Origin of the sequence: Bacillus cereus group sp. BfR-BA-01441 (genome assembly GCF_022663075.1) — a bacterium.
Taxonomy (GTDB): domain Bacteria; phylum Bacillota; class Bacilli; order Bacillales; family Bacillaceae_G; genus Bacillus_A; species Bacillus_A cereus.
Genome location: NZ_JAKUEU010000386.1, coordinates 1 through 228 on the forward strand (window position 1 = coordinate 1; position 228 = coordinate 228).

A 228-nucleotide genomic window follows, 5' to 3' on the forward strand; every position below is an offset into this window, starting at 1 on the left:
GGACCACAAGGAATTCAAGGAGTGCAAGGTCCGACGGGAGCAACAGGAGATACGGGGGCAACCGGAGCGACGGGAGAAGGAACTACCGGTCCAACAGGAGTAACCGGTCCAGCAGGGGTGACAGGCCCATCAGGTGGACCACCTGGCCCGACAGGAGCAACAGGTGCGACAGGAGTAACAGGAGATACCGGGGCGACAGGCTCAACTGGAGTGACAGGAGCGACAGGA

Annotated in this window: 1 pseudogene; it reads left to right on the forward strand. The window is 61.4% G+C overall.

The features are described 5' to 3' along the window. Window positions 1–228: pseudogene (locus MR107_RS30950) on the forward strand (hypothetical protein); the annotation flags it as partial.